The sequence below is a fragment of the Bacillus sp. HMSC036E02 genome, assembly GCF_001836235.1.
GTDB classification, from domain to species: Bacteria; Bacillota; Bacilli; order Bacillales; family Bacillaceae_G; genus Bacillus_A; species Bacillus_A cereus.
Window position 1 is genome coordinate 48773 of sequence record NZ_KV827846.1, and the last position, 26473, is coordinate 75245.

Below are 26473 nucleotides of genomic sequence, written 5' to 3' on the forward strand. Positions count from 1 at the left end.
TACCTTTATAAGGTTAATTTTATATAAAAGTGTAGGGAATAGAAATTAGGGCGGCTTTTATTGGATGAGGCGGAATGATTCGAGAACAAAAAGGATTGCTAGATAAAGAGTTAATCTTACGACCTTTTTCACAACTTTTGTTTTAGCAGAACTAATAAAAGAGAATCCTATATTACTTCAGCAATGTTTAAATTAGCAACAAAAGCCACTGTAATAAGGGGCTTTTGTTGCTAATAATTTAATGATATGTGTACCCTCCATCTGGAAATAATACATTACCCGTAGTAAAACTATTTTGCATTAAATATAGAACAGTATGTGCAATTCCATTATTATGGCCAGGCCTTTTTACAAGAGAAAGAGATTTATAAGATTCATAAGCATTATCAAGAAATAACACCTAAAGTAGAATATAGCTTAACTGAGCATGGAAAAACAGTCAGTACTGTTTTGGATAGTATGTGTAGTTGGGGAAGAGGACATTTAGAACATATAGATAAAGGTGAACTATAAAATTGTTATGTAAACTTAGCGTCGTACGAAGTGGAATGGTGTTTTAATAATTTGTATTTTATAATATATAATTAAATAGTGTTGTAGGTTATTATACATATTTAATTCGTTTTTACAAAGGGGAGTTATAAGGTGAATGAATTAGAGTACAAAAGCTTTTATGATAAAGTAGGAAGATTAAATGGATGGGATTTTAGTAAAATAAAATGTGAAACTGTAGGAGAAATATGGGACTTTTATGGAGAAGTGAAAGAAAGATGTAAATCATCAGACATTCTACTTGATGTTGGTACAGGCGGAGGAGAAAATGTACTTAACATAGCATCATCAGCTAAATTGTTGATTGGAATTGATAATTCTAACGGCATGATTGAAACGGCACATTCTAACTTGAAAAAATCAGGTGTACAAAATGTTGAGTTTCTTCAAATTGGTTCTGAAGCTTTAACATTTCCGCATGCCCATTTTGATATTGCTTCAAGTTGTCATGCTCCGTTTCTAGCATCTGAGTTAGCAAAAGTAATGAAAAAGGGTGCCTTTTTCTTAACACAACAAGTAAGTGAGAATGATAAATTAAACCTGAAAGAAGCATTTGGCAGAGGACAATGCTTAGGTGAAAGAGATGGAACTTTAAAAGAAAAGTATATGGGTGAACTTATAAATGCAGGATTTGAACTCGTGCAAGTACGTGAATATGATGTTACTGATTATTACAGTACGCCTGAAGATCTTATTTTCTTATTAAAACATACACCTATTATTCCTAGATTTGGAGAAGAGGAAGAGGATTTTACTATTTTACAAAAGTTCATTGAAACAAATAGTTCTGAAAAAGGGATTCGTACGAATTCAAAAAGGTTTATGATTATCGCTGTTAAATTATAATATATTTTAGTGTAAAAGCTGCTTTTCGTTTAAGGAAAGGCAGCTTTTTTATATGGAAATAATGCAGGGGAAACTTAAAAAAATAAAAATAAGTAAAGTGTTAATCAAAAAAATGAAATATGGAGCATAATTGTTTTGAAACATTACTGTACTAGCAATGAAAGAAGCTAACATATTCATACTAAAGTTGTAGTTTCTATATAAAAAATCCATTCTTCCGTTTGATTTTATCTATTTATAAGTGTAATACAATACGAATAGATAATAAGAAATGAGGAGGAATGTAAAGTGATTACACATATATCAGATATAAAACTACAAACGGTTTCCATAGAAGGGGTAAAACAAGTTTATAAGGACATATTATCTCTTCCAATAAAAAAAGAAACAGCATCCTTCATTCAATTTGAAGTAACCCCTTATACAACAATTAGTTTTCAAGAAGTGTATGAACCAATTGCACCTGCACATTTTGCTTTTGAAATCCCATATTCAAAATTTCATGAAACAGCAAGATGGCTTGAGGAGTCTGGATTACTCATTGCGAAATGGAAAGATGGTCATATAATTGATGAAGAGGATGGTCGATTCAATTTATACTTTAAAGACGGAGATGGAAATCTACTCGAAATTATCGCGCATAGTTATGTTAAAGAAGATGTATTAGTACCGCAGTCACCTTTAAATATTTTATATGTAAGGGAAATTGGTCTTCCTGTTAAAAGTGTACCTATTTTTAGGGAATGGCTGAAATCAAATCTAAATATGAAAACGACGGAAGACGGGGATATTTTTAACTTTGTAGTTGGTGGCACTGCTTATGTCGTCGCAACTTGGTGGCAGCGACCTTGGATTCCAATCGCGATGAAAGCTCTATCACCGAAAGTACACGTTTCTTTCGGAACACCAGACGTCGTATTTTTACAGCGAATCCAAAATAACTTTAAGAAAAATAGTGTATCATTTGAATGTAAATGTAATGAAGTATCATTTATTGAGCAAGGATATACATTTTCAATTGTGCATACATCAGAGTTTCATTCTGATATTCCTAAACAATTAAACTTACCGCTTTCTATTTAAGGATGGAAAGCGGTAAGTTTTTTGTATATTCGTGAAGAAGGTTTTAGCTAGGATTATAGTGAATTTAAAGAGGGGTATAAGGTGTTATTTTAATTTATGTTAAGGGGAGAAATGAAGTGGTTTTAGGTAATCCAATTGCAAAAGGGAATACAGCAGAAATTTATTTAACTGATGATAAGGTTGTAAAATTATTTAAAGATTACCTCCCAGATACAGAGTCTATGAATGAAGCAAAAAAACAAAAATATGCTTATTCATGCGGGCTGCCAGTTCCAAACGTATTTGAAGTGACAAAGATACACGATAGACAGGCAATTATTATGGAATACGTAAAAGGGGACAGTGTTGGTGATCTCCTACTTAATAATTTAAATGAGGCAGAGCGTTATATCGGACTTTGTGTTAATGAGCAAAAAAAGATCCATGCTATACGTGTGAATACAGATGAAATGGAGTTAATGAGGAAAAGGTTAGAGCGTCAAATTAAATCTGTACATAAATTGGATGAAAGCAAAAAGAAGAATATATTACAAAAATTAGATTCTATTACATTTGATTTTAGGCTATGTCATGGAGATTTCCATCCATTTAATTTGATTTTGAGTAAGGAAGAGAAAGTGAAAGTTATAGACTGGGTAGATGCAAGTTCAGGTGATATTCGTGCAGATGTATTTCGAACATACTTGTTGTACTCACAATCTTCGGTAGAATTAGCTGAGATGTATTTACATATATATTGCAGTCGTACCGGCTTATCAAGAGATGAAGTTTTTCAATGGGCTCCTATTATTATTGCAGCTAGATTTTCTGAAAAAGTATCACCGCAAAATGAAGTGTATTTGAAAAGATTATTGAATCAGTATTTATAAGTCATAAAAAAGGCTGTCAGCAAATTAATAAATGCTGTTGTTTAACCAAAGTTTCCTTTTAGTTAAACAACAGCATTCTTAAATATTGATATAGGTATACTTATTTTCGATCTTCATCCTATAAAGGTTCATAATCCGTACTTGTTCCTCCGTTAATTCTTCTTTATCCCAATACATATGCATTAAGCTATATTCAAAAATCTCCTTTAATTTAATAAATAATGGAAACTTGTCTATCATCTCTTTTGGTAGTTCATTTTCCTCTTGGTAGCCTTCAAATAGTGCTTTTGTAATAGAATGTTCATAGTCAATGATATTCCCATTTCCAGAAAATGAATATTCTATCGCACTATAAATAGGAACGGCTAAATCGAATATGTAAAAATATTTTTGGAATGAATCCAAGAGAATACCAACGAACAACATGCCTATTCAATCATTTGTTAAACTCAATATAAATAAAGAAGGGGAGTTCAAAATGAATATTTCTAGAAAATTAGAGGTTGAACAGTTACGTAATAAGAATAGTGAGCTATTTGATAAAGATGTACTTAACATATTGAATGGTCAAATGATGTATGAAGAATTTAAAACGGAGGAGCTAATGGGTGAGTCTGATTATGCCCCATTTAACGAGGCCATGTGTGTAAATAGCGCTACTGCACAAGTTTTTGATGAAGAGTTTATTAAAATAAGAGCAGAAGGTCATAACAGCTCAGTCGAAAATTATGCAAAAAAGGTTATAGATCCGTTAGAAAATCTATTTGCGAAAAAGTATAAATGTATTGTTTTATGGTTCGGTGAAGATATGTTTTGCCAAATGAATCTACTTACTTTACTTTCATACCTTGAGCAGTCGTGCTATGAAGGGAAAGTATACTTAAATAGTTTCAGGGAGGATGAATTTAAAGTAAATCAAATTGAACTTGAATTGGGGGATTATTCTACTATATACAATGAAGTATTAGTAAACCATAAAAAGACTTATCATAAAGTACCACCTGTAATGTATCAAGCTATAGATTTATATTTAGAAATGCTAAAAGAAGATAATATCGTAATGAAATTCATCTCTAAAAATAAAGGTTTATCAAATCAAGAATTATTAACAAAGTTGTTTTATCTTTTTCCAACAATCGGATATGGTGATACTCAGTACATAGAACTGATTAATAAAATGAAGAAGAAAACTACACCTAAAATATAGGTGTAGTTTTCTTCTTATAATTGCTCAAGTAATTCTAATTCTTTTTCTACAAATAGCATTAGTTCTTTAATGGTTTCACCAGAGAAATCAAAACGAATACCGGCTGCATCATATACTTCTTTTATAGGTTGCGAGCTTCCTAGTGATAATGCCTTTTTATAATTTTCTAGTGTTTGCTTAGGATCCTCTTTATATTGTTTATACATTTGTAATGCCCCAAGTTGGGCAATCGCGTATTCAATATAATAAAATGGTACTTCAAAAATATGGAGTACAGGTAACCAACTCGTTGCTATCCAGTTTTCGTAGCCATCAATATGTATGACGCTAGATTGATAATGTTTTTGAAGTTGTAAGTATTTTTCATTTCTTTCTTCAGAAGTATGAATTGGATTTTCATACAGCCAGTGTTGAAATTGATCAACAATAAGCATGACAGGTAAATATGAAATAACACCTTTAAAGAAGTTAATTTTTGCTTGTTTTAAATCTTTTTTGTCTGTATAGAAGGTATCCCAATAATTAAGCGAGAATAACTCCATTGTCATACTGGCTAGTTCAGCTGTTTCAGCTGGAATTTCTATATACTGTCGTAATTCTAATGGTTTTATGAGTTCGTTATGAATACTATGACCCATTTCATGTATAAAAGTGATAATATCATCTTGTGTATAATTTAAGTTCATAAAAATAAAAGATAATTGTGAAGCTGGTAAGTACTCACAAAAGCCACCAGCTGCTTTTCCTTTGCGGCTTGTTAAATCAAGACAATCGTGTTTATACATTTGATTTAAAAGTGCTGAAAATTCAACATCTAGTTTATTAAAGATATGAGTGCTCTTTTCAATTAAATCATTTTCATTTGCAATAGGTTTAAGCACTTTTTGATCTGGAGTTACAGCTGATACATCCCACGGGCGAAGCGTATCAACTTGCAGTTTTTCTTTTTTCTCTAGCATTATTTTATCTTTAAGAGGCACAACATACTTACGTATGGATTCGGCTAGTTCATAGCAATCTTTCGCTGAATAATCAAAACGCTCGTATTTTTTGAACATATAATCGCGATAATTCTCTAGTTGAATATTTTTTGCTTTTTGATGGCGAATTTCAATTAATTGATTTAATATGTTTTGGAGTTCTTTTTCAACAGATAAAAATTGTTCAGAAATAATAGTTTTTGCCTTTTTACGGATGTCACGATTCGAATCTTGTAAATAGGATTGTAATTCTGTTATCGTTTTTTCTTCTCCGTCCCAAATTCCACTTAATCCTCCAGTGATTTCAAAGTACTCTGTGACTAATTTGTCTTCCTGTATTTCTAATTCGATATTTTCCTCACAAAATAACTTTTGAGCATTTTTTATTTTTGCATCTAACAAACCATATACGTTAGAATCTAATTCCATTCGAAAAGGTGACTCTAAATATTTATTATCCAATAAATTTTGGTACCGCTTTAAAAGAGGCTTTACAAATTGTTGATCATGTTCAAAAGTTCCCTTTATTTCTTCATCATCCGTATTACATTGAAAGGCGATATAATGTGATCTTAATTGTTCTTCGATTTCCAAAATCACTTTTGACTGCTCTTTTAACCAATTTTCAAGGTCTAGTTTTGAAGAAATCATTTTGTTTAATAAAGACGAAAGAGTTTTTTCTAATTGTAGTACATTACTAATATCAATCGTATTTACACGTTGCATTATATATCCCTCACTTTTTATGTATTCATGGAGATATTCTATTTATTAATTGTAATTCCCTTTTTAAGAGGAGAAAATGTGAAATAATGTTAAATTATAGAAGGTATTTATATGTGAAAGTAAAAGTTTATCGTAAATGAAAATTTACGGAGGGAAGTGCAATGAAAAGAGGAAAGAAGTTGATTTTATTTTTATTTTCAATTGCTGTATTGTGTGCTTGTGAGCCTGAAATGGAAGAATCCAAAAGTGAAGATTCTATAGTGATGGATATTGCTACAGCGACAGTCAAGGAGGAATCTTTTTTTAGTGCTGCTATATGGGATGAAAAAGCAAGAATAGTAGATTTAGAAATTGCTGATAGCGAAAATGCTAACGAAATAAAAAAAGAAATTAATAAAAGATTGCAAATTCAAGGTATTATGTCCTATAAAGTAAATATATCTCAAAGAAACAAGGAAATTGTAAATGCAGAACATAGATGGGAGTTAGTTTTTGGACAGATATTTGATGACGTATTCAGAAAAAATGGATATGAAGGGTTTGGTATTCAGCAAATAAATTATAAAAAGAATCAACCTGTTACCATTGATATAAAAACTAAGATTAGCGATGGTGAAGTAAGGGCGAGAGAACTTGGACAGAAAATAGAAAAAGAAGTTGAAGGGGTACTTAAAACAGTAGCAGTAAAGAAATGGATTGAAAATGATTCATATGATATTGGGATTTACGATATAGATGATCGGAAAATTAACTAATTGAGGAATGAATGCTATGTGAATATAAAATTACTGAAGGAGGTGTAATATGTATAAGTATTTACATATTTTAAACGACATAGAAAATATGATTCAAAATGGAGGAATAAATGAAGGAAAGAAATTACCGTCTATACGGTCACTCGTTACGCAATATGAATGTAATAAGGCGACAGTTATACGTGCGCTTCATGAATTAGAAAAGCGTCATATTATATATTCTGTCCCTCAAAGTGGATATTACGTTGTTAAGAAATCTGGGAGTACTATAGAAAATAACGAGATAATTGATTTTGCTTCCTCAGCACCAGATCCAGATGTTTTTCCGTATTTAGATTTTCAACATTGTATTAATAAGGCTATTGATACGTATAAAAATGATTTGTTTGTATATGGAACGCCGAAAGGGTTACCATCTTTAATACCAGTTATTCAAAAACAACTAGCAAATTATCAAGTCTTTACAAAAGAAGAAAATATTTTTATAACGTCAGGTGTTCAGCAGGCACTTGCTATATTAACTTCCATACCATTTCCGAATGGAAATGAAACTGTATTAATTGAACAGCCAACATATCATCTATATATTGATTATCTAGAAATAAATAAAGTTCCTGTAATCGGTATTAGACGTACGAATGAAGGTATCGATTTGAATGAATTGGAGCAAATATTTCAAACTGGAAAAATAAAATTCTTCTATACGATACCGAGATATCATCATCCGCTTGGAACGTCTTATTCTAAAGATGAGAAAGAAAAAATCACACTATTGGCTAAGAAATACAATGTATTTATAGTGGAAGATGATTATTTAGCAGATTTAGAAACGGATTCGAAAGCTGATCCGTTATATAGCTTGAATCATGATAATCATGTCATATATTTGAAAAGTTATTCGAAGATTATTTTTCCAGGTTTACGAGTTGGTGTAGCAGTTATTCCACCGATTATTGCGAATGCTTTTTATACATATAAAAAAATTTTAGATATTGATAGCCCAATGATATCTCAAGCTGCTTTAGAAATTTATATAAAGAGTGGCATGTTTGAACGTCATAAAAGTAAAATTAATTCTTCCTACTACAATAGATCAATAAAACTAGCAGAAACATTAGAAAAAGTGCAAAATGAAAATTCATCATTATTTACATATAATAGACAAAACACACTTGGAATACACACTTGTTTAGAAATGCAGAAAAACATAGTTACAGAAACACTTATACAAAAATTAGGTGACATTCAAATAAGTGTCGATACTATTGATAAGAATTATATGAGGGATTTTCCTAAAGAAAAACTATTAAAATTAAATGTTTCGAATGTAAAAGAAGATAAGATTGAAGAAGGTATTCGTAAAGTAATTGAGGAAATCAAGCAATCAAGACAGTTGGATTTTCAGTTTAGAAAGGAATAATTTGAATTAGGAGGTTTGTTGTGAGATTGTTTTACAATTAGTTACTCCAGATGGAGAAGCCTATATGAGGAAATATGATAGGAAGCATATACCAGAGGTTATAAAGCTGAATTATAAAAGTTGAATAAAATGAAACGATTACGGAGAAAAGTAGCAGTTGTGGCCGGAGCAACTATATATGTAACTGAATAACTATATGTTTTTTAAGAGCACTCTTAGCAAAAAGTGCTCTTTTTCATTAATGTAAATATTTACTTAGCATCTTTTTAAAATGATTTTTATCATAATTTACATATTGCGTAGCTGTATTTCGTATTGAATCTCCCGCGTAAAATCTTTCGTACAATTCGTGTCTAGATCCTAATGGGCTTCCGATGATATCCCAGGCTAACTTAAATAATTTTGTACGTTGTTCGGCATCTATATTTGTTCCTTTAAAGTGCTTTTTCAATAAATCATCTATTGGACTCTGGAAGTCATTCGAGCTTGAAGGAAGTTGAATGAAACCACCTGCTCCAATTAATTGTAAAATTTCTATTGCACGGGGGTAATATTTGGAACCAAGATTCCTTGCAGTTTCGATATATTTAAATTTCGGCAAATAAGTTTTTGTTTCATTTGTAGTACCTTCAACTTCTGCAGCAATTAAAAGTGCGCGAATTGTTTCGATTTGCATAATTAATTCCCCAAGCTTCTCTTGAACATGCAAATAAGTAGTAGCACCAATCGCTTCAGCAATTTCATAAGCAATTGCAGTTATAAATTCTAGCTTTACTACTAATCGTACAATTGCTTGGTGATAAGCTAAACTACTAGAAGCTATATCTGACTTTATTGCCCATAACGCTTCAGGGTTGTTATATAGTAAGACACGTTCCCATGGTACAAATACATTATCAAAGATTAATAGTGCATCCATTTCATCGTACTGTGAGCTAAGAGGGGAATCAACTATAATTGAATGTGTATTCGCAAATGGTTCTCTACAAACCATATGTAATCCAGGAGAATTGGCTGCCACAATGAGAAAGTGAGCTAAATCTTTTTGAGTATCAGTCAGTTTTGCTAATGGATAGATTAATAAATCATTTGAATAAGGAGAAGCAGTACCAATCATTTTAGCACCACTTAAATAAATTCCGTCAGAAGTTTTCTTCGTAACTCTTAGTAATCCTAAGTCATTTGTATTCAACATTGATTCTGTAGATCGATTTATTTGTGGATCACGTTGAACTACGCTTAAGAACAAGTGATTATCTCTCGCTTCTTCATAATAAGATGTAATTTTATCTGGAAACTGTACATCGAATTTTTTATAAAAATATTTTGATACGTACCAGCCGGTAAGTCTCGATCTTGCGTAATCAGATAGTCTACTCATTACACCGTCTGTAGCATAACTCCACGTTTCAAAAGCGGTTCTCCTCATTAATAATTCGTTATAGGAATTCGGAATTAAAAAGGCTGTATGGACAAATTCTTTCGTTTTTGGGCTAACATATCCAACAGAATCTCTTCGTATTGGATCATCAAACAATGAAAATAAATTAGAAATGGTACTTAATGTTCCTGCAAAATGTTTGTCTGTAGTTACATCTACTTTTTGTCCATAGAGCCAAACGTTACGACCATCTTGTAAGCTCTTTATATAGTATTCTTTCAAATTTTGCATATTTCCTCCTTCTAAAGACTATTCATATATTTGGACATCTTTTAATGGTGGGGAATATACGTGGAAAGTTATTACTGCCGAATCTGTTATACATTTTATGCACAGTATCTTTTTTTACTGTGAAAATATTTCCCTCTGTAAACTCTTCAATCCGCTCGCTATTATTTTCGTACGTTATATTTTGTAGCGTACCATTGACTATTAGTATACATCCTACAGATATTCCGTGATCGTGCACAAAAGTCTTTGCTTTGCTGGGGAAATTTAATACTAAAATCTCTACAAATTCAGACTGATAGATAACGTTCCGTCCGTATTCAAGATTAACTGGTGAAGTAATAAAAGGAGATATTTTATGAAGTGAAATATTTAATGATTGAATAACGTGTATTAAATTGACCGTATCGTAGTTACATAGGTTATTAAACGTTTTTTTGTATGTTATGAATCAATTGCATGTAAAACTTCCTCCTAAGCATGTACAGTAAAAGAAAACCTAATCTAATATTATATAGAGCGTATTGAATTACATAATATTGTATTGAAACATTTCCAAAAAGTTACTTCTTTTACTTAGGAAGTTCATTTAATTTGAAAATTTCGTTAATTATTTCCGTTAAAATGATATGCTTGAACTATATATTTTTTATCCCGCTAAATCCCGACTGGTGAGGGCTGATAATCAGTGGAGGATGAACAAACCCCCCACTGATTAAAGTTTCACTTTATTGGAAAGGTGATGAAATAAATGGCAGTTCTTTTAGTGGAAAATCTATATCAAATGTCTATTGTTTTACTGATTTTATGTTCATTTTGTTTTTATAGATATTTAAAGAAAATAAAAAGGGAAAGAAAGCTTACAGGTTTTGAAATTACGATGTATATCGTGACACAACTTGCGTATTTCATTTGGGCGGCAACAACTTTTCTTAAAATGTTATCAGAATAGTAATCTTAAAGTGTTAGATGCTGAACAGTAATGTACAGGAGCAGTAACGGTATAAACGTGGGCAAGGGTAATTTCTCTAGTGGGTAAATAAATATAGTCGATAACTAGATGGATAACAATATTACTTATAACATCTTTATAAAAAGAGAGGATATAAATGGAACAATATAAATTAATTTTAAAAGGGCCTAAACAACTCAAGTGGGAAATAAATGAAATTAAGGACATACAGGACGATGAAATTATCGTTAAAACAATCGCAGGAGCGATAAGCATTGGGGCCGAGTTACCACAGTATAATGGATCCGATGTTACGGAAACGAATCCTTTTTATCCAAGAAAAACTGGATATGAAAGTTATGGTGAAGTGATTCAAGTTGGTAATAAAGTAACACATGTAAACGTAGGTGATAAAGTAGTTTCTTTTTATGGACATGAAACGATAGGATAGGGATAGTTAAGGGGCATAAAGTAATCCGAGTGCCTAGTTCTATACAACCTAAAGTTGCTTTATTATCTATTCTTTCGTGTGATGCCGCTAAAGGAGTATTGAAACTAAACCCGCGACAGGATGAAAAAGTACTTATAACTGGAATGGGAGTTATTGGTTTACTCGCTTGTAATTTCTTAAAATACTATGTAGGCATTGAGCACGTGGATGTTGTTGAGCCTAATAAAAATAGAAGAGATTTTGCAAAGAAGTTTGGTGCGAAAAACATATATGATTCAGAAGAGAAAATAATAGAAACATATAATTATGGTTTTGAATGTTCTGCTACAAATAGTGGGTTCCATACTTTGCAAAAAACTCTTAAAACTAATGGTGAAATATGTATACTGTCTGATGGTAATATAGAAGAACTAACATTAACTGCTAACTTTTATCAGAAAGAATTGCAAATCATTGGATCAAGTGATGGATCCGATTATCAAAAGCATGCAGATTGGTTTTTTGAAGAAATAGGAAAAACACCATTTATAGAAGAGATCTTTCAACATGAAATACATTATACTTCACTCATAGAATGCTTTGATGAATTGAGTTTAGGGATAATTAAACCATTAAAAGTATATGTTTCATATGAATAACGAAAAAAATGAGTAAATATTTGTCACATACCTTACAAATGTTTCGTCACATTTATGATTACTAAATGAGGAGGAACATATATGAAAATATTTGTAGCAGGTGCAACTGGTGTAATAGGACGTTCTTTATTACCACTGTTAATAAAAAATGGGCACACGGTGTTTGCGATGATCCGTACTACTTCGCAAGTAGAAGCAATGAAAAAGGTTGGTGCCATACCAGTAATAGCTGATGTATTTAATAGAGAGTCTGTATTTTCTGTATTAGAAGAAACAAATCCCGATATAGTTATTCATCAATTAACGTCATTGTCATCATGGAATTTTGAGGATAATGCAAAAATTAGAACAAAAGGCACTCGTAACCTTGTCGATGCAGCTAAAAATGTAGGGGTACAGAAAATAATCGCTCAAAGTATTTCATGGGCGTATGAACCAGGGGATACATTTGCGACTGAAAAAGATTCACTACATATTACTGCTTCCGCGCCTCGGCAAGTCACTGTTAATGGCATATTAAAATTAGAAGAAGCTGTTACTGAGTTACCTGAATCGGTTATACTTCGTTATGGCACATTATATGGACCAGGAACATGGTATGCGGAAAACGGATTAATAGCAAATCAAGTTCGTAATAATGAGATTATCGCATCAGACGGGATAAGCTCGTTTATACATGTCGAAGATGCTGCAAGAGCTACTATGCTAGCCCTTAATTGGCCTTCAGGAATCGTAAATATTGTAGATAATTATCCAGCAACTAGTAAAGAATGGTTACCAATATATGCAGCAGCGATAGGGGCACCTAAGCCTAAAGTTCAAGATGGGAAAAATAGTTGGGAAAGAGGAGCTTCCAATAATAAGGCACGTAAAGAGTATGGTTGGATACCTTTATTTCCATCATGGTCTGAAGGATTTAACAACTTAATAGGTAAGTAAAACACAACTTTAATGGGAATGATAGTAAAATACACCATTAAAGGATTGGGTTATTATGAATATAATTTGGGAAAGTATTATATTAACTTTTACTGGAATAATTGTCTTGAAAATGACAGGTAGTGCATCTGTCAGCCAAATGACAAGAGCTGAAATCATTATAGTTGTATCAATCGGCCGTATTATTGTAGAACCTGTATTAAGTAGAAAAGTAGTCCCATCTATATTTGCGGCCATCATATTTGCAAGCATACTACTTATTATTCATTTCTTTGAATTGAAATCAAAGAAGGTGGAACAATTTCTAAATGGAAGTAGCATTATAATTGTTGAAAACGGAGAGATTGTAAAAGAGAATTTGATGCAGGCAAAAATGTCGGAGCAACAACTATATATGCAATTAAGAGAAAAAGGGATCCATGATGTAAAGAGTTTACAGCAAGTTACAGCGGAACCGAATGGGCGTATTGGTTATCGATTAATAAAAGAAGCAGAACCAATAACTTTAGAAATGTTAGAAAAAGTATTAGATCGGTACAATATAAAAAGATAATTTCTTATGTGAAATGCCAATATACAATTGAATTATTGGCATTTTTTATTTTTTCTAAATGTAAAAGTTAATATTTAGAATAGATATTCAGCCAATCTTTAAATTAGATATAGGCTTATTAATATGCTATATTCAATGGAGCTATAGTGACTGTGGTGAAAAAAGCAGCGTTAAAATGAATAGGTCTTTCATGTGATATTAAACATGAGATAAGAATAAGGAGATAGAAACATAATGGAATTTTGGGAATCAAGTTTTATTGAAAAACAAACGATGTGGGGATTGGAACCTACAGAATCTGCAATTTTGACAAAAGATTTTTTTATTGAAAAGAACGTTAAGGATATATTAGTTCCGGGTATTGGTTATGGAAGAAATGCAAAGGTTTTTATCGATAATGGTATAAATGTAACAGGTATTGAAATTTCGAAAACAGCGATCGATTTAGCAAGAGAAAACGGACTAGAAGATGTTAGTATGTATCACGGTTCAGTAAACGAAATGCCTTTTGATAATAAACTGTATGATGGGATATTTAGTCATGCACTTCTTCATTTGTTGAATGGACAGGAAAGAGAGAATTTTATTGAAGATTGTTATAATCAGTTAAAACCAGGCGGATATATGGTTTTTACAACTGTTTCTAAAAAAGCTCCCATGTACGGAAAAGGAAAACAGTTGGATAAAGATTATTATGAGATAATGGAAGGTGTAAAAATGTTCTTCTATGATTCTCAATCTATAAAAAAAGATTTTAATCAATATGGATTAGTACAAGTTTCGGAAATTGATGAACCAAATAAGAACATGGCAAATAAACCTCCAATTAATTTTTTAACGATAAAATGTAAGAGAGAACTATAATTAAAAGTTATTAAGAATTATTAAAGATGTTTATATATTGATTATGCACAAATAAAAAGGACAAGCATATAATAGAAGTACCTATTAACTTTAAGTAACCTTAACTTTCGTTAATAGGGTATCTCAAAATCCCCAAAAGAGCACTTGCGGAAACAAGTGCTCTTTTATTTTTTTGTTTCATAAATATTTATACTTGCAAATTTCGTGCAATAAAAATAAATCTGAGAGAAATAACCATATCTTTATTATACGATTATTTCTGAACTACAAACGTTATAGCATTTGTTTTTAATTGAATGTGTCTTTCATTACGAACCATATTATAAGCTAATTCTTTTATTTCAACTTTTACTTCTTTCCATCCTTTATAAATACTTTTTAATAGATGTATCATTTCATCAGTTGGGAGATTAATTTCAATTAAAGCTTCTAATTCTTCATTCGTTTTTAAAACAATTTCTTGTATGTTAGAGTTAATAATTAAACAATTAATACCGCCGTTTTTTGTCCCTTGTTTCATAGAATGGAGCACTTTTTTTAAATCTTCTTTTGATTTAACATGCTCTAAACTTGATACTGCAACGATATAATCATAAGCGTTAGAGTCAATATGATAGTTTTCAATTTCTGCTTGTTCTGTTTTTATAGCCTCGAATACATCATGTTCTTTACTATAAATTTTTAGCTTTGTTAAAGCGGAATCAAGTAAATCAACACATGTAACAGTGCCATTATAATTTTTTATTATTTGTGCAATTGGAATGCTATTTCTACCGATGCCAGAGCCAAGATCAAGTACTTGCAAGTTGTTTTGTCCTTCAAAGTGATCCATCAAGTCCATAACTGTTTTAACCGGTTTGTACAGCCAAGAGCCAATTTCAAATAGTTTATATTGTTCATAGCAAAGGTCGTGATATTTCTTTTCTTCTTGTCTTATGTATTCGATACGGTTCATATTGTTTCAGCCCCAATATTTTTATTGCAAAATGAATAGGTGGGACAGCCTTTAACATTTGTTTGAATTCGAAAAATACCACCAGCATGTGGATACTCTTTTAATTCGTCATCAGTCATTCTTGTTCTGGCTGTTGTGATATATAAATCTGTTAAATTAGGTCCTCCAAATGTACATGATGTTACATATAAAGCTGGAATTGGAATGCTTAATATTTTTTCTCCAGTAGAGGGATTCCATCTAGTTATTTTTGAACCTCCCCAATGTGCAATCCATAAACAGCCGTCTTCGTCAATTGTCATACCATCAGGTAGACCATCATTTTCAGAGAAAATGATTACATCAATTGGATTATGAATGTCTCCAGTACGTATATTATATTGATAGCGAACCACTTTTTTAGTAGGTGTATCTATAAAGTAAAAGTATGTATGATCAGGTGACCAAGCAATTCCATTTGATGTATTTACATGTGAAACTTTTTTCTCTACACTTAAATTATGATGTAAACAATACAAGGAACCTGCAGCATTCATACCGTATGTATCTGTAGAACCTGCCCAGAAACGACCAGCTGGATCACATTTTCCATCATTGAAACGATTTTCTATTAAATGTGGTTCAGGGTCAAAAATATGTGTCAGTTTTTCGGTATTTATATTAATAGAATAAAAGCCTTTTTCCATAGCTAAGAGTAGTACATCCTCTAAATATGGAACAACACAGCCGATTTGTTGATTGAGTGCAATTACTCGGTTCGTATTAGCGGTAGGATTGTATATGCATAATTTTCTCTCCATAATATCAACCCAATATAAAAGTTGCTTTTTTCCATTCCAACATGGTCCTTCAGCTAAACTTGCTTTAGCATCTAAAACTAATTCTATATTACTGAACAAGATGTTCACCTCGCGTTATAAGATATTAATATAATTCGATAAGAATAGAGGTAAACCTTTTAGTCAAAGGATATTAAAATTTATGCTGTAGAAAAATGACCTTCTCACAAGTGATTAAAAAAGTGTATAAACAAGGAGAGGAAAATGCATATGATGTTTTATGAGATTGTTTGCTTTTCTTGTAAGAATATATTTCGTGTTTACGAAGGCAGTGAAAAATATAAGCGATTTAAAGAAAAACCAAACGGGGCATATTGTTGTGATGAGTGTAGTCATAAAATTCAATTAGAAGCGATAAAGAATTTTTTTAGATAATTAAACTAAAATTCCGGAAGTCATAACTTAATTTTTATTTTAGAAGATTTTTTAAGAATAATGTCTAAATATAGAATGTAAATAAAGATGAAGTATACACAAAACAATTCGTTTAATCGATAAGTATATATTATGAAAATTGAGTTAGAAATAAAAACGGCAAGCTAGAATTCGCTTGCCGTTTTTTTTATAGTTTTGTATGTATTTGTATACCTTTTGCTTTTTCTTTTTCGTTCTTTACGCGTACAATTAAATTATAAGATCCAGATTTTGGTGCTTCAAAAGAAAGTAAACCTTCTTTTTGAGAAGTGACTTCTTCTTCGTAAATGACCTTATCGTCTTTAGTGATTTGTAATAAAATTGTACCCTCTTCAACGGTTGCATCAAAAGGAAATTGTACATTTCCTTGTTCAGTTTTGATCGTTTGTACATCGTAATACCCTTTCAGGGAGCCAATGTTTAAAGTTGTTTCGCCGTTTTTTTGAACCTTGGTGACTTTTACTGCTGTATTACCACATGCGCTTAATAATACAACAAGAGTTAGAATGAGAAATAAACGTAGTAATTTCATAGTGATCCCCTTTTTATCATTATAAAATTTTTCCAATGCGTAAATTAGTTTATCATTTTTTTATAAACAAATATATACATTAAAACTAAAAGTTGTTATTTAGTGATAACCTCTTATATACCATTTGGTTTCTATTAGTCTAAGAAACTTCAGTACATGTTGAATATTCGATTAATAAAATGTTATAGGAGTTAAATATTTTATCTTACTATTAGATTACTTGAATGAAAAGAAAACACCGAAAGTATATATAAAAGCAGGTACTTTCGGTGTTTTCTTTTTTACTATCGTGAATACATTTTTGGACATTCATCACCACTTGGTTCATAAAAACAATGGCTTTTAAACTGTCCTACAAATGGCTGATTATACCATTCAGGTGGACAAGCTCCAACTGGACGGAAATACCAAAGAGCCCATCGTGCAGGCCAGCGCCATTCACCTTGTAAAACTTTTCGTGCGATTTCTTTTTCTGATTCACGAGCACGTTGATAAAAATATCCATATTGTACTGCTTCAAATCCGCCGGGGCTTTGATATACAGCGTCTCGTACGGTACGGAGTTGTTTAAAATCTAAGCAATCACAAAATACACGGTTTACTACAACGCATCCAACTAACTCCTCACCTTGGCGGCCTTCGCCTTCAGCTTCAGCACGAATTAAACGAGCTAGTAAATCAACATCACTTTCGTTGTATGGAATAAGGGGCATAGTGATACCACCTTTCTGTTATAGTAAAGAGTGTATGTTATAAAACAATCTGCGTGCTTTTTTACATAAAAATAACATTTAATTTTAAGAGGAGCTTGTATAAAAAGAGCTAATTAGTAATAGTAGATAAATATAAAAGGGAGAGGTATTATGTATCGAATTCATAAAGACCATATCATTTACTCAATGTCACCAGAAAATAAGCCTTGTATGGAAGTGGAAATTGGGAGCAGTCTTGTATTTGAAACATATGATTGCTTTGAAAATCAAATCGATTCTGAAGATGTTGTGTTTCAAGAATTAGATTGGAATCGAATTAATCCAGCGACTGGACCTGTATATGTTAAAGGAGCAGAACCTGGCGATATATTAGCCGTAACGATTGAAAAGATTAAAATTGCAGAGCAGGGCGTTTTAACTACAGGTGCAAACCTTGGTGTAATAGGGGATGAGTTAAATGAAAATACAGTGAAAATTGTCCCAATACATAATGAACATGTTTTGTTTTCAAGTGAACTACAAATCCCGATTAATCCAATGATTGGGGTAATTGGTACTGCACCGAAAGAAGAGAGCATTTCATGTGGCACACCGCATGATCACGGCGGGAATATGGACTGTAAAGAAATTAAAGAAGGAACAACATTACTACTACCAGTTAATGTCCCAGGAGCACTATTAGCGCTAGGTGATTTACACGCAGCAATGGGTGATGGTGAAATTGGTGTTAGTGGTGTAGAGGTTGCTGGTGAGGTAACGGTAACAGTTCAAATTATAAAAGAAAAGAAATGGCCGTTACCAATGGCTATTCAAAAAGAAAAAATGATGACGATTGCTTCAGAGAAATTGTTAGATGATGCAGCAAGTCGTGCTGTACATAATATGGTGACATTTTTACATGAAGAATTAGCAATGTCTAAAGCTGATGCAACTCTTTTATTATCGGCAGCAGGTAATTTAAAAGTTTGCCAAGTTGTGGATCCGTTGAAAACGGCGCGTATGGAATTAGGGATGGATTATGTGGAGAAACTAGGATTTACTTTTAGTAAATTTCATATTAAATAGATAAGGGACGAAAAAGGATGCTTTTGTATAAAAGCATCCTTTTTTAATTTACGGATTTTGTGAAAAGAGGTAGTATTTATTTTATATAAGTATATTTGAGATTGTGGATTAAAAAGGAGTTCAATAATGGTCAAAATTATGATTGTAGAAGACGATATGAAAATTGCAGAACTATTATCAACACATGTTGCGAAATATGGTTATCAAGGAGTTATTGTATCGGACTTTCAAAATGTATTAGACATTTTTTTAGATGAACAACCAGAGTTAGTTTTATTAGATATTAATTTACCGAGTTTTGATGGGTACTTTTGGTGTCGTCAAATTCGCGGTGTTTCTACATGTCCGATATTATTCATTTCGGCTCGTGAAGGTACGATGGATCAAGTTATGGCGTTAGAAAATGGTGGCGATGATTTTATTCCGAAGCCTTTTCATTATGAAGTTGTAGTGGCGAAAATTCGTAGTCATTTAAGACGTGCATATGGAGATTATGCACCGAAACTAGAAGAGCGAATGATTGAGCAACAAGGCCTTTGTTTATATCCTGAAAGACTTGTATTGAAACTTAGAAACGAAGAGATTGATATAACGAGAAACGAAGCTATTTTATTAGAGACATTAATGAAAAATTATCCGCGTGTTGTGAGTAGAGAAGTGTTACTTAATAAATTATGGGATAGTGAATCTTATGTTGATGATAATACATTAAGTGTAAATACAACACGTGTGCGTAAAAAGTTACAAACGTTACATATAGAAGGTGCGATTGAAACGATTCGTAGTGTTGGATATAGATTGCATATTACTTGGGATACTGGTATAGAAAAATGATAAGATTGTTTATACGTGATCATATACCACTTATTTGCTTTACTATAATTCAACTACTAGCTATATTTCTCGTATATTGGTTTGATGGGCATAATCATATTACAACGGCGTTATATGCAATGTTTCTAGGTGTTTTCTTTATGGGAAGTTATTTAGTGTTTCGTTATTTTACACATCGTTCTTTTTATGAGCGCTTAGCAAACCCGATGCAATCTTTGGATGAATCTGTTCAAAAATCTGATTTTGCAGCTGTATCGGCTGCTCTTCAAGAACTACTTGAGGTGCAATATCGACATTATCAAAATCAGCTGCAAATGCAAGAGAGAAAAAATAATGACCATTTAACCTTTATGAATCAGTGGATTCATCAAATGAAAACACCTTTATCTGTAATAGAATTAATTACACAGGATGAAGTAGATTCACGTTTTGAAAGTATAAATGAGGAAACTGATCGATTAAAAAAGGGATTAGAAATGGCTCTGTATGTCGCACGTTTAGAAGCATTTACACAAGATTTTTATGTAGAAAGAGTACAACTACATAAAATAGTGAATGATTCGGTACATGAGCATAAACGGTTCTTTATCCGGAATTTTGTATATCCAGAGCTTGAAATTGATAAGGACATTACTGTAGAAAGTGATGCGAAATGGTTACAATTTTTAATTGGGCAAATACTATCGAATGCGATTAAATATTCATCAGGTAGTAGAGAAAAGATTAAAGTGAAAGCTTGTAAGGAAGGTAATACCGTTATACTTGAAATTGCTGATAATGGCGTAGGTATACCGAAGCAAGATTTAACAAGAGTCTTCAAACCTTTCTTTACAGGAGAAAACGGTAGAGATTTTAAAGAATCAACAGGAATGGGGCTATATCTCGTATATGAAATTACGAAGCAATTAGGACATAGTGTAGAAATCCATTCAGAAGTTGATAAAGGTACGGTAGTACGAGTAATATTTTTTAATGTGTAAAAAGTGATCAAGGCTAAAGAACGTTGGAGATAAGTTTTTTAGCCTTGTTTTGTATTTTTTAAAAAGTTTTCATATGAATAAATGATACAAATTAGTAAAAATTAAAGATATGAGCACATGAAATTGTAAAAATAAACTTGAAGAAAAATAATTGCTTTTGAAGTACAAATAATAATATTTACGCATACAGTATTATCATGGTACAATTATAGTTACTAATGACGGAAAGGAATGATGGGTGGACGATGATTAACTAATCTTATTTTTAAATGTTGAAATTCAATAAATTTCAATTTCTAAAAAATAGGATTAGTCTGCCCAATTTCCATAGAACGGTATTGCTATTTATGTTACGTAATAGCTTATTTGGGTGTAAATATTTTAACGACTAATCCTGCCAAATTTATTTGGGAGGATTTTTTAATTCTCCCTTAATGAAAGGGATCGGTATTATGAAAGAACTATTAAAATTAAATGATGTTTATGTTGAAATAAAAGAAAATATGTTGTTAGAGAAAATGAATGTGACAGTAAAACAAGGGGATGTTATCGGATTAATTGGTAAAAACGGTGCTGGTAAATCAACGTTACTTCAATTAATAAATGGAAAGATTGAGCCTTCAAAAGGGATTGTTGAATGGCAGCAAATGAATATGACAACCGCATATGTTGAGCAAGAAATAGAATCTTTTATTAATAATGATGTAATTGCAAAAGAAGCAGAACTTCTTGCGAAATGGGGCGTGCCAACGAACGATTTTCATACTTTAAGTGGTGGTGAAAAGCTGAAAATTCGATTAGCAAAAGGATTTGCTGAAAATCCTAATGTCTTAATATTAGACGAACCGACAAATCATTTAGATGAGATCAGTACGGGATTTCTCATTAAACAAATAAAAAACATGAAAGGTACAGTTATCGTTGTATCACATGATCGATATTTTTTAGATGTTGTCGCAACAAAAATATGGTCAATTGAGGACAAAAAATTAATTGAGCATAGTGGTAATTATACGAGCTACATGAAAGCACGTGAGCAAAAAAGAAAGTCACAACAGCGTGAATATGAAAAGCAGCAAAAAAAGATAGAACAAGTAGAAACACATATAAAAGAATTGAGTTCATGGTCACAAAAGGCACACGCGCAGTCTACAAAACAAGAAGGTGTGAAAGAATTCTATCGTGTAAAAGCGAAGCGAATGGATGCACAAGTGAAGTCAAAACGAAAAAGACTCGAAAAAGAGCTGGAGAAAACGAAAGTAGAACGTGTGAAAGAAGAGTATTCAGTTGAGTTTTCTATTCAAGCGAACAAAAAAGTAGGAAAACGCTTTTTAGAAGTGAAGCAATTAAAAAAAGACTTTCATGGGAAAGTATTATTTGAAAACGTTAATTTTACAATTCAGCACGGTGAGAAAGTTGCGATTGTTGGACCAAACGGTAGTGGGAAAACAACATTACTGAAGATGATTATGGGAACGGAAACTGCTGAAGGAGAAATATGGATTTCACCTTCAGCAAACATCGGCTATTTAACACAAGAAGTTTTTGATTTACCGCTTGATAAAACACCAGAAAATTTATTTTTTAAAGAGACGTTTGAAGAAAGAGGAAAAGTCCAAAATTTAATGAAACATTTAGGATTCCAAGCGTCTCAATGGAAAGAGCCGATTGAGCATATGAGTATGGGAGAAAGAGTAAAGTGTAAGCTAATGGCTTATATTTTAGATGAAAAAGATGTACTCATTTTAGACGAACCGACGAATCACTTGGATCTACCTTCACGTGAACAACTTGAAAATACATTAGCTGAGTATAACGGAACATTAGTAATTGTATCTCACGATCGATATTTTCTGGAGAAAACAACTAACACAAAACTCGTGTTTTCAAACAATACGATACAAAAGCAGCTAGAAGAACCTACTAAAACAAGAGATGATATTGAAGAGCTACGTTTAACGTTAGAAACAGAGAGACAAGAAGTATTAGGGAAATTAAGCTTTTTAACTTCTAAAGACAAAGAATATAAAGCACTGGATGAACGGTTTATGGAACTTACGAAGCAGATTAAAGAGCTATAACGTAAGTAAGGGGGATTAACATGGGAGAAGAGAGATTCACTAAGTTATTTAAAATAGATTGTGGAGATATATACTTGCAAGAATTTACGGTCAAAGATGCAGAGAGTATTTATAAAATAGCAAATCAACCGGAAATAGCAAAATTTTTACCGGACTGGAAATCAACGGAAGAACAAAGGGTGGATTGGATTGCAGATTATGAAATACCAGCAAACAAAGCATTTCTTGATGCAGTGAAAACTACGAATAACATAGATAATCATACGTTAAAGCTAGGAATATTTAAGAAAGCTACAAATGAACTCATTGGATGGTGCTGCACAGGTATGAAAGAAGAACTCCCTTCACCAAACAGAGAGATAATGTATGCTATCTCAAATGAATATCAAAATCATGGCTATGCTACAAAAGCGACTAAAGGTTTAATTGACTATTTGTTTAAAGAAACAAATTTAAATGTCCTTAACGCAATTGCTTTAATTAACAATGTAGCATCAAATAAAGTTATTGAAAAATGCGGGTTTATTTATAAGAGCCAACAGAGGATAGAAAATCAAATATATAATCATTATATATTGAGAAAATCTGAGTGGATAAAAATATAACGTTTGGTAGTAAAAGACCGATAGCAATCGGTCTTTTCTCATTTATATAATAAAGATTTATTATACATTATATTTCCTACTACTATACAATTATTATAAGATAGTTATGCGTTAATTTTAGTTTGAAATAATTATGTTGTCAGTTTTTTCAGAAATCTTACAAGCGTGTAAGGTAAATGAAAGATGAATCAATATGAGCTGTAAGACAATTCATTTACACTTTATAGTGAGCAGTGGAAATGAAGGGAGAATATACATGGAAATTTTACATGCAAAAAGTATTAGTAAAGTATATAAAGGGAAAGTACCTTATAAAGCATTAGTAGATATTGATTTATCAATTCAAGAAGGTGAATTTGTAGGAATTATGGGTCCATCAGGTAGCGGAAAAACAACGTTATTGAATATGGTATCTACTATTGATTCTCCATCATCGGGAGAAATATTTATTAATGGCACAAATCCTTTTCAATTATCATCAGAAGAATTAGCGTTATTCCGCAGAAAACAATTAGGATTTGTTTTTCAATCATTTAATCTTCTTAGCACACTTACTGTAAAAGAAAACATCGTATTGCCGATGACTTTAGATGGTGTTTCCGTGCAAGAAATGAACAAGCGATTGGAAGAGATTGCAGAGAAGTTAAATATTACAGATATATTGAATAAAAGAACGTTTGAAATATCAGGGGGACAAGCTCAAAGAACAGCAATCGCTCGTGCGATCGTTCATAAGCCGCAATTATTACTTGCAGATGAACCAACAGGGAACTTGGACTCTAAATCTTCAAATGATGTAATGGAGATGCTTGATACTCTTAATAAAGAAGAAAAAGCAACGATGATGTTAGTTACACATGATCCGTATGCTGCGAGTTTTTGCAGTAGAGTAGTATTTATTAAAGATGGTCAACTATATAACGAAATTTATTGTGGTGAAAGCAGACAAGCCTTTTATCAAAAGATTATGGATGTTCTTTCTTTGTTAGGAGGGAAAAGGCATGACTTTTCGTCAGTTCGCATTTAATAATATTTTTCGCAATAAGCGTACATATGCTGCCCATTTTTTAAGTAGTACATTTTCTATTATGGTTTTCTTTACGTATGCTCTTTTATTATTTCATCCTGATTTACAAGGGGAATTAAAATCAACAAGTGCAACAATGAGTGCATATGGTACGATGGGATTTACAATTTCGCAAGGTTTGATTTTTGTATTTTCATTTTTCTTTATTTTATATTCAGTTAGTTCATTTTTAAAAACTCGTAAGAAAGAATTTGGCATATTAATGATGCAAGGTATGTCAATGAGACAGTTTAAGAAATTATTATTAATTGAAAATATGTTGATTGGACTTGGTTCAATTTGTATAGGGATTTTCATTGGACTCATATTTTCTAAACTAGTTTTATTGATAAGCGCAAGTGTATTAATGATTAATAATGGTTTGCCTTTTTATACACCAGTGAAGGCTGTATTATTAACAGTTATCACTTTTCTTTTCTTATTTTTCATTGTTTCACTATTTACATTTAAAATGGTAAAAATAACGGAACTTGTGGAACTTATTCGAGCAGAGGAAAAACCAAAACCTGAACCGAAATCTTCAATTTTATTATCACTGCTTTCTTTAATTAGTATAGGATATGGATATTTCTCAGTATTTCGCTTTATTTCAAGTTCCAGTTTTACTACACTTGGAATGGGTGTCTTACTAGTAATTATAGGAACGTACTTTTTATATACACAGTGTAGCGTTTATATATTACATCTTGCTAAAAGGAGAGAATCTTTCTTTTTAAAAAGAACAAATATATTAACGTTTTCTGAATTAATTTACCGTATGAAAGATAATGCAACGATGTTTTTTATTGTATCTATTATTTCAGCAGTTGCATTTACAGCTATTGGTACAACAGCTGCTATTGGTAATAGAAATTTAGTGTGGATGACAAACCCATATACATTTCTGTATGAAAGCTCTGAAAACAACAAATTGGTAGATAAACATCTCTCTATTATAAAAAAACACCTCTTGGATGCAAATATTCTGTATCGAATGGCTTCATCTTCAAGTAAATTTACAGAAAGTAACGTAAATGTATTGAAATTAAGTGAATATAACGAACTTACGAGAGCACTCGGGTACCAACATGAAACGATTGAAAAAGAAGATGAAATTTTACTAATCCCTGGGAGGGTGTCACAAAAGCAAGAATTTAAAAATGGTGACTATAAAAAAAATATTGAAGTCATTCAAGGAGATTGGACAAAGACATTTCGTGTGAAGAAAACTGTAGAGAATTTAGTTTTACCACATGATTCTAGTAGTATTTATATTGCTGTTCAAGATCATGTGTATGATGAAATTCCTCTGACGAGTAATCCAGAGGATAAAGATATTCAACATCGTACTTACGGATTTGTTGTAGATGATTGGATAAGAACGAAAGAGATTTCAAATCAATTAAAGAGTATATTCGATAAAGATCTTAGGGACAGTGATTTCTACTTTGGAGCTTTAACATTAAACTTGTTGGAGGCAAAGCAAAAAAATGGTTTATTACTTATGGCAAGTGTTTTAGTCGGAATCGTTTTCTTTACATTTGCTGCTAGTTTTATTTATTTCCGATTATACACTGATTTGGACCGTGATCAACAACAATATAAAATGATTTCGAAAATGGGATTAAGTAAACAAGAGTTAAAAAAAGTTGTAACGAGACAGTTATTATTAATGTTCTTCTTACCGATTGCTGTTGCGGTGATTCATACTGTAGTAGCGTATACGGCACTGCAACAATTAGTTAGTTTTTCTATTTTAAATAGCTCGATTTTTATTTTAATTTCATTTATATGTATACAAGTTTTATATTTCTTTATTACTCGTTGGCGTTACCTACAAAAGCTTTATAAGACTATGGAGCAATAAAGGATATCAACTAATAAA

25 protein-coding genes and 5 pseudogenes are annotated in these 26473 nt (G+C 31.7%); 21 read left to right on the plus strand and 9 right to left on the minus strand.

Features of this window, described 5'->3' with window-relative positions:
* Positions 1 to 238: 238 nt before the first annotated feature.
* Positions 239 to 382 (minus strand): annotated as a pseudogene (locus tag HMPREF2590_RS28925) (SDR family oxidoreductase); the annotation flags it as partial.
* Here HMPREF2590_RS28925 and HMPREF2590_RS28930 point away from each other — a divergent pair.
* The 4 genes and pseudogenes from HMPREF2590_RS28930 to HMPREF2590_RS13715 all read left to right on the plus strand — a co-directional run.
* Positions 379 to 513, plus strand: a pseudogene (locus HMPREF2590_RS28930) (winged helix-turn-helix transcriptional regulator); the annotation flags it as partial. The pseudogenes HMPREF2590_RS28925 and HMPREF2590_RS28930 overlap by 4 nt on opposite strands.
* A gap of 132 nt (positions 514 to 645) precedes the next feature.
* Positions 646 to 1398, plus strand: a complete 753-nt coding sequence (locus HMPREF2590_RS13705; RefSeq protein WP_001003880.1) for a class I SAM-dependent methyltransferase — start codon at positions 646 to 648, stop codon at positions 1396 to 1398.
* 288 nt (positions 1399 to 1686) lie between these two features.
* On the plus strand, positions 1687 to 2481 hold the full coding sequence (locus tag HMPREF2590_RS13710) for a VOC family protein (protein ID WP_000627945.1): 795 nt from the start codon (positions 1687 to 1689) through the stop codon (positions 2479 to 2481).
* 116 nt (positions 2482 to 2597) lie between these two features.
* Complete coding sequence (locus tag HMPREF2590_RS13715) at positions 2598 to 3350, plus strand: aminoglycoside phosphotransferase family protein (protein WP_000242838.1); 753 nt, start codon at positions 2598 to 2600, stop codon at positions 3348 to 3350.
* A gap of 78 nt (positions 3351 to 3428) precedes the next feature.
* Here HMPREF2590_RS13715 and HMPREF2590_RS13720 read toward each other — a convergent pair whose 3' ends face one another.
* Positions 3429 to 3776 carry a hypothetical protein gene (locus HMPREF2590_RS13720; RefSeq protein ID WP_000899729.1) on the minus strand — a complete coding sequence of 116 codons (348 nt, stop codon included), beginning with the start codon at positions 3774 to 3776 and terminating at the stop codon, positions 3429 to 3431.
* A gap of 52 nt (positions 3777 to 3828) precedes the next feature.
* Here HMPREF2590_RS13720 and HMPREF2590_RS13725 point away from each other — a divergent pair, with 52 nt between their 5' ends.
* Positions 3829 to 4557, plus strand: a complete 729-nt coding sequence (locus HMPREF2590_RS13725) for a hypothetical protein (protein ID WP_001027427.1) — start codon at positions 3829 to 3831, stop codon at positions 4555 to 4557.
* A gap of 14 nt (positions 4558 to 4571) precedes the next feature.
* Here the strand turns inward: HMPREF2590_RS13725 and HMPREF2590_RS13730 are convergent, their stop codons facing one another.
* Positions 4572 to 6263, minus strand: coding sequence for a M3 family oligoendopeptidase (locus HMPREF2590_RS13730; RefSeq protein ID WP_001190014.1), 1692 nt, complete (start codon positions 6261 to 6263; stop codon positions 4572 to 4574).
* Positions 6264 to 6424: 161 nt separating this feature from the next.
* Between HMPREF2590_RS13730 and HMPREF2590_RS13735 the strand changes: the two genes are divergently transcribed.
* The 3 genes and pseudogenes from HMPREF2590_RS13735 to HMPREF2590_RS30755 all read left to right on the plus strand — a co-directional run.
* A complete protein-coding gene (locus HMPREF2590_RS13735; protein ID WP_000820253.1) occupies positions 6425 to 7018 on the plus strand; it encodes a DUF4030 domain-containing protein in 594 nt (197 codons plus the stop codon).
* Positions 7019 to 7067: 49 nt separating this feature from the next.
* Positions 7068 to 8438, plus strand: a complete 1371-nt coding sequence (locus HMPREF2590_RS13740; RefSeq protein ID WP_000280127.1) for an aminotransferase-like domain-containing protein — start codon at positions 7068 to 7070, stop codon at positions 8436 to 8438.
* Between the two features lie 13 nt (positions 8439 to 8451).
* Positions 8452 to 8562 (plus strand): annotated as a pseudogene (locus tag HMPREF2590_RS30755) (carboxypeptidase regulatory-like domain-containing protein); the annotation flags it as partial.
* A gap of 114 nt (positions 8563 to 8676) precedes the next feature.
* Here HMPREF2590_RS30755 and HMPREF2590_RS13745 read toward each other — a convergent pair.
* Both HMPREF2590_RS13745 and HMPREF2590_RS28935 read right to left on the minus strand, forming a co-directional pair.
* Positions 8677 to 10110 carry a 4-hydroxyphenylacetate 3-hydroxylase family protein gene (locus HMPREF2590_RS13745; RefSeq protein ID WP_001180388.1) on the minus strand — a complete coding sequence of 478 codons (1434 nt, stop codon included), beginning with the start codon at positions 10108 to 10110 and terminating at the stop codon, positions 8677 to 8679.
* 18 nt (positions 10111 to 10128) lie between these two features.
* Positions 10129 to 10568: pseudogene (locus HMPREF2590_RS28935) on the minus strand (cysteine dioxygenase).
* Positions 10569 to 10858: 290 nt separating this feature from the next.
* On the opposite strand from HMPREF2590_RS28935, the gene HMPREF2590_RS13750 reads away from it, so the two are divergent.
* From HMPREF2590_RS13750 to HMPREF2590_RS13770, 5 genes and pseudogenes are all read left to right on the plus strand, one after another.
* The gene (locus HMPREF2590_RS13750; protein WP_000279697.1) at positions 10859 to 11059 is read left to right on the plus strand and encodes a hypothetical protein; all 201 of its coding nucleotides are present in this window, start codon (positions 10859 to 10861) and stop codon (positions 11057 to 11059) included.
* A 157-nt stretch (positions 11060 to 11216) separates the two neighbouring features.
* Positions 11217 to 12148 (plus strand): annotated as a pseudogene (locus HMPREF2590_RS13755) (zinc-dependent alcohol dehydrogenase).
* An 81-nt stretch (positions 12149 to 12229) separates the two neighbouring features.
* Positions 12230 to 13087: an NAD-dependent epimerase/dehydratase family protein gene (locus HMPREF2590_RS13760; RefSeq protein ID WP_000689417.1), complete on the plus strand. Its 858-nt coding sequence runs from the start codon at positions 12230 to 12232 to the stop codon at positions 13085 to 13087.
* Between the two features lie 55 nt (positions 13088 to 13142).
* Positions 13143 to 13640: a DUF421 domain-containing protein gene (locus HMPREF2590_RS13765; RefSeq protein WP_001021697.1), complete on the plus strand. Its 498-nt coding sequence runs from the start codon at positions 13143 to 13145 to the stop codon at positions 13638 to 13640.
* A gap of 234 nt (positions 13641 to 13874) precedes the next feature.
* A complete protein-coding gene (locus HMPREF2590_RS13770) occupies positions 13875 to 14504 on the plus strand; it encodes a class I SAM-dependent methyltransferase (protein WP_000397629.1) in 630 nt (209 codons plus the stop codon).
* Between the two features lie 253 nt (positions 14505 to 14757).
* On the opposite strand, the gene HMPREF2590_RS13775 is transcribed toward HMPREF2590_RS13770, so the two are convergent.
* Together HMPREF2590_RS13775 and HMPREF2590_RS13780 are read right to left on the minus strand one after the other, a co-directional pair.
* On the minus strand, positions 14758 to 15459 hold the full coding sequence (locus tag HMPREF2590_RS13775) for a class I SAM-dependent methyltransferase (protein WP_001079538.1): 702 nt from the start codon (positions 15457 to 15459) through the stop codon (positions 14758 to 14760).
* The gene (locus HMPREF2590_RS13780) at positions 15456 to 16358 is read right to left on the minus strand and encodes an SMP-30/gluconolactonase/LRE family protein (RefSeq protein WP_000492429.1); all 903 of its coding nucleotides are present in this window, start codon (positions 16356 to 16358) and stop codon (positions 15456 to 15458) included. Before HMPREF2590_RS13780 ends, HMPREF2590_RS13775 begins: the two co-directional genes overlap by 4 nt.
* 144 nt (positions 16359 to 16502) lie before the next feature.
* Between HMPREF2590_RS13780 and HMPREF2590_RS13785 the strand changes: the two genes are divergently transcribed.
* A complete protein-coding gene (locus tag HMPREF2590_RS13785) occupies positions 16503 to 16673 on the plus strand; it encodes a DUF2197 domain-containing protein (protein ID WP_000551047.1) in 171 nt (56 codons plus the stop codon).
* A gap of 187 nt (positions 16674 to 16860) precedes the next feature.
* On the opposite strand, the gene HMPREF2590_RS13790 is transcribed toward HMPREF2590_RS13785, so the two are convergent.
* Together HMPREF2590_RS13790 and HMPREF2590_RS13795 are read right to left on the minus strand one after the other, a co-directional pair.
* Positions 16861 to 17244 (minus strand): BA_1872 family lipoprotein, encoded by a 384-nt coding sequence (locus tag HMPREF2590_RS13790; RefSeq protein ID WP_000771814.1) that lies wholly within the window; start codon positions 17242 to 17244, stop codon positions 16861 to 16863.
* A 284-nt stretch (positions 17245 to 17528) separates the two neighbouring features.
* Entirely contained in the window at positions 17529 to 17957 is a 429-nt protein-coding gene (locus HMPREF2590_RS13795) for a cell wall hydrolase (RefSeq protein ID WP_001128398.1), read from the minus strand.
* A 150-nt stretch (positions 17958 to 18107) separates the two neighbouring features.
* Here HMPREF2590_RS13795 and HMPREF2590_RS13800 point away from each other — a divergent pair, with 150 nt between their 5' ends.
* The 7 genes from HMPREF2590_RS13800 (at position 18108) to HMPREF2590_RS13830 (ending at position 26455) form a co-directional block, all read left to right on the plus strand.
* Positions 18108 to 19022, plus strand: a complete 915-nt coding sequence (locus tag HMPREF2590_RS13800; RefSeq protein ID WP_000285660.1) for an acetamidase/formamidase family protein — start codon at positions 18108 to 18110, stop codon at positions 19020 to 19022.
* A 126-nt stretch (positions 19023 to 19148) separates the two neighbouring features.
* Positions 19149 to 19856, plus strand: a complete 708-nt coding sequence (locus HMPREF2590_RS13805; protein ID WP_000238990.1) for a response regulator transcription factor — start codon at positions 19149 to 19151, stop codon at positions 19854 to 19856.
* Positions 19853 to 20836 (plus strand): sensor histidine kinase, encoded by a 984-nt coding sequence (locus HMPREF2590_RS13810; RefSeq protein ID WP_002098367.1) that lies wholly within the window; start codon positions 19853 to 19855, stop codon positions 20834 to 20836. The genes HMPREF2590_RS13805 and HMPREF2590_RS13810 overlap by 4 nt, the downstream gene beginning before the upstream one ends.
* Positions 20837 to 21288: 452 nt before the next feature.
* Positions 21289 to 22917: a ribosomal protection-like ABC-F family protein gene (abc-f, locus tag HMPREF2590_RS13815; RefSeq protein WP_002098365.1), complete on the plus strand. Its 1629-nt coding sequence runs from the start codon at positions 21289 to 21291 to the stop codon at positions 22915 to 22917.
* 20 nt (positions 22918 to 22937) lie between these two features.
* Positions 22938 to 23522: a GNAT family N-acetyltransferase gene (locus tag HMPREF2590_RS13820; protein WP_000503526.1), complete on the plus strand. Its 585-nt coding sequence runs from the start codon at positions 22938 to 22940 to the stop codon at positions 23520 to 23522.
* Between the two features lie 256 nt (positions 23523 to 23778).
* Positions 23779 to 24549, plus strand: a complete 771-nt coding sequence (locus HMPREF2590_RS13825) for an ABC transporter ATP-binding protein (RefSeq protein ID WP_000404277.1) — start codon at positions 23779 to 23781, stop codon at positions 24547 to 24549.
* Positions 24524 to 26455, plus strand: a complete 1932-nt coding sequence (locus HMPREF2590_RS13830; RefSeq protein ID WP_000144181.1) for an ABC transporter permease — start codon at positions 24524 to 24526, stop codon at positions 26453 to 26455. Before HMPREF2590_RS13825 ends, HMPREF2590_RS13830 begins: the two co-directional genes overlap by 26 nt.
* Positions 26456 to 26473 lie beyond the last annotated feature (18 nt).